Genomic DNA, 8,241 nt, shown 5'->3' on the forward strand with positions numbered 1-8,241 from the left:
GACAGATTTGATTTCTTGCAACAAGGCCACGTCGGGGGCCGCTTCGGTCAGCCAATCGGTCAGGGCACCGATGCGCGCCTTTATGCCATTGATGTTAAAACTTGCGATTTTCATGATAGGAAGAGATGCGATCGCTTTTAGCGGAAGCGAAGCTTCATCGCGTAGCGTGACCTACGGTCAATCGCATTCTACTAACTAGCTTCCTAGAATCAACTAAATCATTCCTTTACCATGGTTTACCATTGACCAAAATTAATGGATAATCCCTAAGTAACCATGGGAGAGCCTAGTGATGCTAGTTGAGTTCAGCGTAGAAAATTATCGCTCATTTAAAGAGCGCCAGACCTTTAGTATGGTGGCATCTAAGAAAAAAACTGGGCAGGATAGCAATAGTTTCCCGATGCCTAATGTCAAGTCTCTGCGCCTACTCACCAGCGCTGTGGTCTACGGTCCTAATGCTTCCGGGAAGAGCAATCTGGTGCGTGCAATCCAGACCATGCGTCAGATTGTGCTTCAGTCAGCTACTGGCATGCAGCTTGGCAGTCGATGGAATATCGAACCATTTCGCTTAAATGTTGACTGCCAGCAGAAGCCGAGCTGTTTTGAAATTATTTTCATTCAGGATAATATTCGCTATCAATACGGATTTTCCTTAGACAAAGAGCGGGTGTACGAAGAGTGGCTAATCGCGTATCCCAAAGGACGTCCTCAAACTTGGTTTGAGCGTAACTATCTTTCAGAAGAACAGGGTTATCGTTGGTATTTTGGACCAGGGCTGAAAGGGGAAAAGGAACGTATTAAGGGTTTTGTTCGCCCCAATTCTTTATTTCTATCTCATGCCGCCCAAAATAATCATCCTCAGTTAGGAAATATATTTGAATGGTTTAGATATAAGTTGAATTTACTCCCATCAAGGTTAAGCTCTTTACGTCCTGCACATTTGACTACTTTAAAATGTGCAGAATATCAAAAGTTTATGGAAAAAGTTTTCAATTTGATGAAAGGAGCTGATATCGGCATGTCAAATATAAAAATTGAACAGCAAACTCTTGATGATATTGTAAAAAAAATGCCTGAAAAAATTCAAGAAGATTTAAAAGATACTATTAATAAAATAATTAAAAATAGCGACATAATGAGGAACAATGATAACTCATCAGAAGTAGAATCAGTTATAAGTTATCCTCAGGTGTTAGCGCTATACAAAATGAATGACTCTGAGCAAACAATACCCTTTGACTTAGAGGATGAGTCTGATGGTACCCAACGATTATTTGAAATGGGAGGGTATTTGATAGATGCTTTAGATAATGGAGAAATTTTAATTATTGATGAACTAGAACGCAGCTTGCATCCAGTAATATCAACCTATTTAATTAAAGAATTTAATGACAAAGCAGCTAATCAAAATAATGCTCAATTGATTGTTACTACCCACGATACAACTTTCCTAGATCGAGACATATTTAATCAAGACCAGGTATGGTTCACAGAAAAAGATAGCAACAATAGCACTCAGCTCTATCCGTTACTAGATTTTAAACCTCGCCAAGATGAATCCCTACAAAAAGGCTACCTCAAAGGTCGATATGGAGCGATTCCTTTTGTAAGTGGGCTGCATATTTGAAGATGTCAAAGAAGCGTGATAGTAATTTTTCTAAGCGAAGCAAATCCTCTAGTAATCTCGCACGTACCCGAAAGAAGAAAGAAGGGAGACAATATATTTTAATTGTAGTTGAAGGAAAAACAGAATACAACTACTTGAAATCCCTCAATAAATCATTAAAACTACCGACAATAAAAGTAGAAGTGGTTGATGGTAAAGGTGGTAGTCCTCTGGTGATCGTTGAAAAAGCCTGTGATTTGTGCAAGGGAAAAAATTATGAGAAGATATTCTGTGTCTTTGATGGGGATAAACCTGAAGAATATAAAAAAGCGCTAAAAGAAGTTAAAAAAAATGATAAAAATGATAAAAATGATATTACCGCTATTCCATCAATACCATGTTTTGAGTTGTGGTTTTTGCTACATTACCGATACACTACTCAACATTTTTGCAAATGTAATGACGTAATTGATCAAATAAATTATGAACTCAGAAAGGAGGATAATATTTATGATAAAAATATGGATATGTACAGTTTATTAGAAAAAAAACTAGATAAGGCAATAGCTCGTGCTAAACGTTTGGAGGAATATCATAAGGAGGAACAGACGCTTAATATTGATTGTGCTAACCCATTAACAAAAGTACATCAGCTGGTTAAATACCTACAAGACCAGAAAGACTATAAGACTACTAAAAATTGATCTGACTATCGCATCAAGGGTCAGGTAACGAGAGTCAGTGAGTTTTTGCCTCCGCCCCCCGTACCAACAATGGCAACAAAATCACTAGCAGATTCGTCAACGATCCTGAATTATCATTGGTCACTCTACTTGGTGACTGGAACAGTATGAGGTTACACTCCAGACTCTATCGCTATTGTTGGTTAGGATTACTGGTGATGATTCTGCCACTTTCCGCTTGTTCTAGTGATCCTTCTCCTGAACAGCAATTGGAACAAAACCAGGAACGTTGGGAAACTCAAAAGCTAGATAACTACCGGTATAGATTACAAGTAGCTTGCTATTGTATTGGTGACGTCACTAAGCCAGTTGTTGTAGAAATCCGTAATGGTGAAACGACTTCTATTGTTGCTGCTGATAGCGGCAAACCAGTTAATCGGAAATTTTTTGACAACTATTATTCCGTCTCGAAGCTTTTCGATGTTGTCCAAAAGGCTATTGACCAGGATTATTATAAGCTTGATGTTACCTACGACGCTACTTTAGGTTATCCAACTAAAATCGATATGGACTACAGAGCAGAGATAGCGGATGATGAAAGAACTTTGACTATTGATAATTTGGAAGTATCAAAAAATTAGAAATAGTATAGCAAAGGGAGCAGGGAGCAGGGAGCAGGGAGCAGGGAGCAGGGAACAGTAGTCAATTCAAGATATCATAATATTTTTTGGTGTTATGATAAATGGTAATTAAAGTAAGGTATAAAAAGTAATATTATTTATAATAATCCCAATAATTAAACTGTTTTGGCCCACCATAAAAAATCAAAAAATCCTAATCCCTACTCCCTAATCCCTACTCCCTAATCCCTACTCCCTACTCCCTAAAACCCAAAACAAAAATACCTGATCCAATTCAAAAGTGCTATAATGAAAATTACACCATTACTGACACCTGTTGTGGTATGTTGTATTGTGACAGCTGCTCCGGTAGCGTTGGCGGATAGCCCCTTAACTAGTACTCCTTTTGCTAAGGCATATAAAGATGTTGATCTGATTACATATGCCTCGGTTTATGGACTTGATGATAAGGTTTTCCGAAACCTAAGCAATCCCGATATTACCCATGATGTGCGAGCAGCGATTATCAACCAACTTGGGTTTTCTGTTGAGCCAAGCCAGAGGGCTAATCAGTATCTTGAGTATATTGCTCGCAGCCGTAGTCAGCAGCCATCAGCCATTACCCTTGAGATGTTAACAGCAGCCGAAGCACTAGCGCTAGGGTATTTACTAGCGATGGATGACCCGACTTTGGGCGATACTGTTGCAGCAGCCAATCGCTCTAGATGGGGCAGGAGTCTGGGGCAGGTTCAGCAGGCTAATGCTCTATTATTATTAGATGCAGCAGTTGTGAAAGATCCTGAGGATTTCTCTATTGCTTTCATCCGTAGCCTGGTTCGGGCACAAAAGTCATTACGGGCAGGGATTGGGAATTGGTGTGCGGTTTACCAAAATGTTTTTTCGGTATTAAAGGACTTTCCCCGTCAACGAAACATGCGCCCTGAAGCGATTGATGTGGTTAACGATTATATTAGAGGCTACCGGAACTATTGTAATACTCGCTCTATTTCTCGATGAGATGGCATAAAGTCCCCCTTGTTAAGGGGGATTTAGGGGGATCCAAACCCTTGGAATGCGATCGCAAAACCTAATCCTGTGTCTAGTCTACAATCGAAGCGATCGCAAAACCCAATCCTGTGTCTAGTCTACAATGGGAGCTATCACAAAACCCTCTCTTTACCTGCTCCCTACTCCCTATCTACAACCAAATCCCACAGCACATCAATACCACTGCCCACATAGTCGGAATCCTGGTGTTGTTCAATCCATTCAATTACAGTGGGGAGAATATGATTGGATCTTTTGCCCAATTTGCCCAGGGCTCTGGCTGCGTCGCTACGCACACCAAAATGCTCATCTTGAAGCCGTTCTAGTAGGGCGTTGACTACAGTTTCTGAGTTGTTGGCCAATTCGCCCAACCCATAGGCTGCCCACTGACGCACACCAGAATCTTGATCCATTAGCCGTGCTAACAGGCCATTGACTAAGGGTTCTGAGCTGTTGCCCAATTTCCCCAAGGCTATGGCTGCCATGCTACGCACATAAGACTCATCATCCATTAGCCGTGCTAACAGGGCGTTGACTACAGTTTCTGAGCTGTTGCCCAATTCGCCCAAGCCATAGGCTGCCCTCCCACGCACATAAGACTCATCATCCATTAGCCGTGCTAACAGGGCGTTGACTACAGTTTCTGAGCTGTTGCCCAATTTCCCCAAGCCATAGGCTGCCCCCTGACGCACATAAGACTCATCATCCATTAGCCGTGCTAGTAGGGCGCTGACTACCGTTTCTGAACTGTTGCCCAATTCGCCCAAGCCATAGGCTGCCCTCCCACGCACATCAGACTCATCATCCATTAGCCGTGCTAGTAGGGCGTTGACTACCGTTTCTGAACTGTTGCCCAATTTCCCCAAAGAATTGGCTGCCTTCCCACGCACATCAGAGTCATCATCCATTAGCTGTGCTAGTAAGGTGCTGACTACAGTTTCTGAACTATTGCCCAATTCGCCCAAGGCATAGGCTACCTCCCCACGCACATCAGAATTCTCATCCCGAAGGTTTGCTAGGAGGGCGCTGATTACAGTTTCTGAACTGTTGCCTAATCTGCCCAAGGTCACAGCTGCGCTTCTACGCACATAATAATCTGGATCCTGAAGCTGTGCTAGAAATATAGTAATTACCTGATCCTTTTCCCCTAACTCATGTCGATATTTCAGCAATCGTTCCTCACCAATCCGATCTGATCGCTCTTTCAACAATTCCAATACCTGTGTCTGAAAATCCGTTTGATAGAAACTACAAATTATCTGAAAAACCTGATGGCGGATATTATAACCAACCCGCTCTTTACTCACCTCCAACTCAACCAAGCGCTCTAAAATCTCTTGCACTAACTCACGATCAGCACCACGCAAATTCTTCGTGTCTTCTGCCAAACAATTACCAGCAAACAACAAATCCCGATGCAACCACTGCTCATAGTCACTCTTATTATTCAAAACTGCCTTAATCGCCTTCGCCGCTTTTTTCGGTTTTTGTTGTGCTATTAGCAATAGTAATACTTCGCGCCAGTGGGAGTCATGCAAATGCTCCCGAATGTGATTCAAAACAATATCGAAATCCCCCTCATTATCCGCCTGATAGTCAATATCTTCAGCACACAAATATTCCTGAAAGGTCTTATGGACAAAGGCATAACAATCTTGCCCCTGCTCATTCAACAAACCAGTGCGATCGCGAATCAATTCTACAAATCGTTTCGCCTCTTGCTCGGCCTGATGAAGCTTCACCTGCTTCAAGTCTTTAATCTGTTGCTTCAACTGATCAATCAAATCATCCCGGTCTATCAACGTGCCACTGTCATTATCTTCAATATTTCCCTGGGTATGAATCCAATAAGCCAGGGATTCCATCAATCGAGGTAAATCATCCAAACCCAAATAGGTTAACCACTTCTTATCACGAGTTAACTCTTTATTTGCATCCCAAGAGGTTAACAAGGTTTCCACTGCCTTGTCATAAAGCTTATGGCGTTCCTTGGGCAATACTGCTTGATACCGATGAATCAAGGCAATAATTGTCAACAATAACGGATTCCGTGCCAATAGCTTAATCCGGTCATTATCACCGAGAGCCTTTCGTAACGTCTGCTTGCGCCTTTCCGCTTCTGCTTGGTCTTGAAACCGACTGTTATACCAGTTATCAATAAACGCTGAAATCTTCTGGTCATCAAAGGGTTGGATGTGATAGTGGGGAAATTCCTCAGTGCGGAAAAAGTCTGGCCGATAACTAGCCGGACGAGAGGTAATAATCGCCCGATTTCTGTCAAACTGTTCTAAAAAATTATTGATGCGCCTGACCACATCATACCGTTTAGCATCTTCTGCTACTTCATCCAAGCCATCCAGCAATATCAAGGCTCTACCATCACATAACCAATGCTCAAAAAATCCCACTGGTAAAGTGTTGACGGCAATCCTTTTCTCAGCAAACCCACGGACATAGTCGATGATGCTTTGATCTGGATATCTGGCCAAATCTCGCATCCTAATTAAAATTGGTAGCCAGTCGGTATCACCATCTAACCCCAAAACCTCAGGCTTGCTCTGAGCTAACATTACCGCAAAATAACTCATCAGCGTTGTTTTTCCCGACCCTGGCGCACCCAATATCACTACTCTTATCGACTGGTTTTGACTCAACAACTGATCAGCCAAAAATTTCCGCCCAGTCGTCTTTTCCAAAAGCGCCCTTTCCGGTTTTTCCCCACTTTCCCTTGCCAACCGATCCAATTCCAAATCCCTAGCAGTTGACACCTCTTCCACTACATCTGGCATTACAAAAATCTGAGCTAATTTCTCAGATTTTTCTACCTCTTGTCCAGCCACAGCAATGCCAGTAAATTTAACATCATCAAACCAGTTAGCTAACTGTTGACAATAATCCTGTTTAGCCACCTGATACTTGAGATAAGTATCAGTCTGCTTAAAATAAGCATCAATAAACCTCTCCATCCAAGGCTTGATACTGTCTTGATTTAGTTGAATCGTTTTGGTTTCAGCTTGCTGTTGAAATACCGTGATTAAAATTTCCCCGTCTGGCTTCCCTTGATTTATTAAGGGTTTTTGTAATTCCGCTAAGACCACGGAATTAGTAAAATAGTTGCGTAAAAAAATCTTAACTCTATTCCAGCTATTTGGGGGAGCGTTAAAAAATAAGCGCTGTTGAGCAGGGAGTTGTTTTTCCCATTTATTAACCGCTTCTGCTCCAGCTTGGATGGCTTTTTCTACATCGGCTTTATTCAGGGCTTGAGTTAAGCGATCCCATCCTTTTTCTGAAACAATCCCCAACAACGATTCCCCTATTTTCGGGATTGCCCAATTGGCTAAAATTGGCAAGGGTTTCGTTAATCGTCCCAACTGAGCTAGAGCATCCTGGCGCTCAGATCGAGCTTCATCTGAGTTTGGTTCAATTTCAATGGCTTGCTCGTAGCTCTTGATTGATTCCTCTAACCGCCCTATACTCTTTAAAGCATTACCTCGATTACATAGAAGCTGACTAAATAAAGCCGGTTGTTCAATTTCCAATTCTTGGGAAATCTCGATTGCTGTATCATAAGAAGCTATGGATTGCTCATACTGCTTAAGGGAATAGAAGACTCTACCCAAACTACTTAAAGAATCTACTTTACCGTAGGAGTCACCAATCCCATCTTGGATTGCTAAAGCCTGTTGAAAATAGCCAATCGATCGTTGATATTGTGCTAAGGCTCGGTAAGCACTACCTAAGCTACTTAATGAAGCTGCCTCACCCTTGCGATCACAAATTTCTCGTTGGATTCTTAAAGCCCGTTGAAAATAGTCAATCCCTCGTGGATACTGACCTAAGGATTGATAACTATTCCCCAAATTAGCTAATAAGGATGCTTCGCCCTTAGCATCACCAATCTGCTGTTGAATAGTCAAACCTGCTTGAAGATAGTCAATCGCCTGTTGGTAATCACCCAAAGACAAATAGGTTTCACCTAATCCCCCCAGGGCAATTGCTTGACTAACTTGATTATTTATCTGTTCAGAAATAGTTAAAGCTTCTTGATAAGAAGATAGTGCTTGATCATAGTGCTCCAAACCCTGAAACACATTACCTATAGTTATTAAGGTGCTCGCTATTTCGGCTTGGTCACCTAACTTTCGATAAAGTTGTAGTGATTCCTCATAACAACTCAATGCTTCATAAAACTGTTTAGATTCAACAAGTTGCTCCCCTTGAGACCGTCGTATGCCATCACGGGGCGCTTGGCAACAAGCGCTGAGCCGTCTAGCTCAATCTCGGA

The 8,241-nt window shown here is 41.9% G+C and carries 5 protein-coding genes; 4 read left to right on the plus strand and 1 reads right to left on the minus strand.

Translation table 11 applies throughout. From position 1 onward, the window contains the following. Nucleotides 1–292 precede the first annotated feature (292 nt). The 4 genes from F6J94_RS25720 (at nucleotide 293) to F6J94_RS25735 (ending at nucleotide 3,926) form a co-directional block, all read left to right on the plus strand. A complete protein-coding gene (locus F6J94_RS25720; protein ID WP_293045318.1) occupies nucleotides 293–1,627 on the plus strand; it encodes an ATP/GTP-binding protein in 1,335 nt (444 codons plus the stop codon). Nucleotides 1,628–1,629: 2 nt separating this feature from the next. Continuing rightward, nucleotides 1,630–2,310, plus strand: a complete 681-nt coding sequence (locus F6J94_RS25725; RefSeq protein WP_293045320.1) for an RloB family protein — start codon at nucleotides 1,630–1,632, stop codon at nucleotides 2,308–2,310. A gap of 146 nt (nucleotides 2,311–2,456) precedes the next feature. Further along, nucleotides 2,457–2,930: a DUF6174 domain-containing protein gene (locus F6J94_RS25730; RefSeq protein ID WP_293045323.1), complete on the plus strand. Its 474-nt coding sequence runs from the start codon at nucleotides 2,457–2,459 to the stop codon at nucleotides 2,928–2,930. Nucleotides 2,931–3,218: 288 nt separating this feature from the next. Beyond that, complete coding sequence (locus F6J94_RS25735; RefSeq protein ID WP_293045325.1) at nucleotides 3,219–3,926, plus strand: hypothetical protein; 708 nt, start codon at nucleotides 3,219–3,221, stop codon at nucleotides 3,924–3,926. Nucleotides 3,927–4,096: 170 nt separating this feature from the next. On the opposite strand, the gene F6J94_RS25740 is transcribed toward F6J94_RS25735, so the two are convergent. Beyond that, nucleotides 4,097–8,188, minus strand: a complete 4,092-nt coding sequence (locus tag F6J94_RS25740; protein WP_293045328.1) for a HEAT repeat domain-containing protein — start codon at nucleotides 8,186–8,188, stop codon at nucleotides 4,097–4,099. Nucleotides 8,189–8,241: the final 53 nt, after the last annotated feature.

It is taken from the genome of Moorena sp. SIO1F2, from assembly GCF_010672755.1.
Taxonomy (GTDB): Bacteria; Cyanobacteriota; Cyanobacteriia; order Cyanobacteriales; family Coleofasciculaceae; genus Moorena.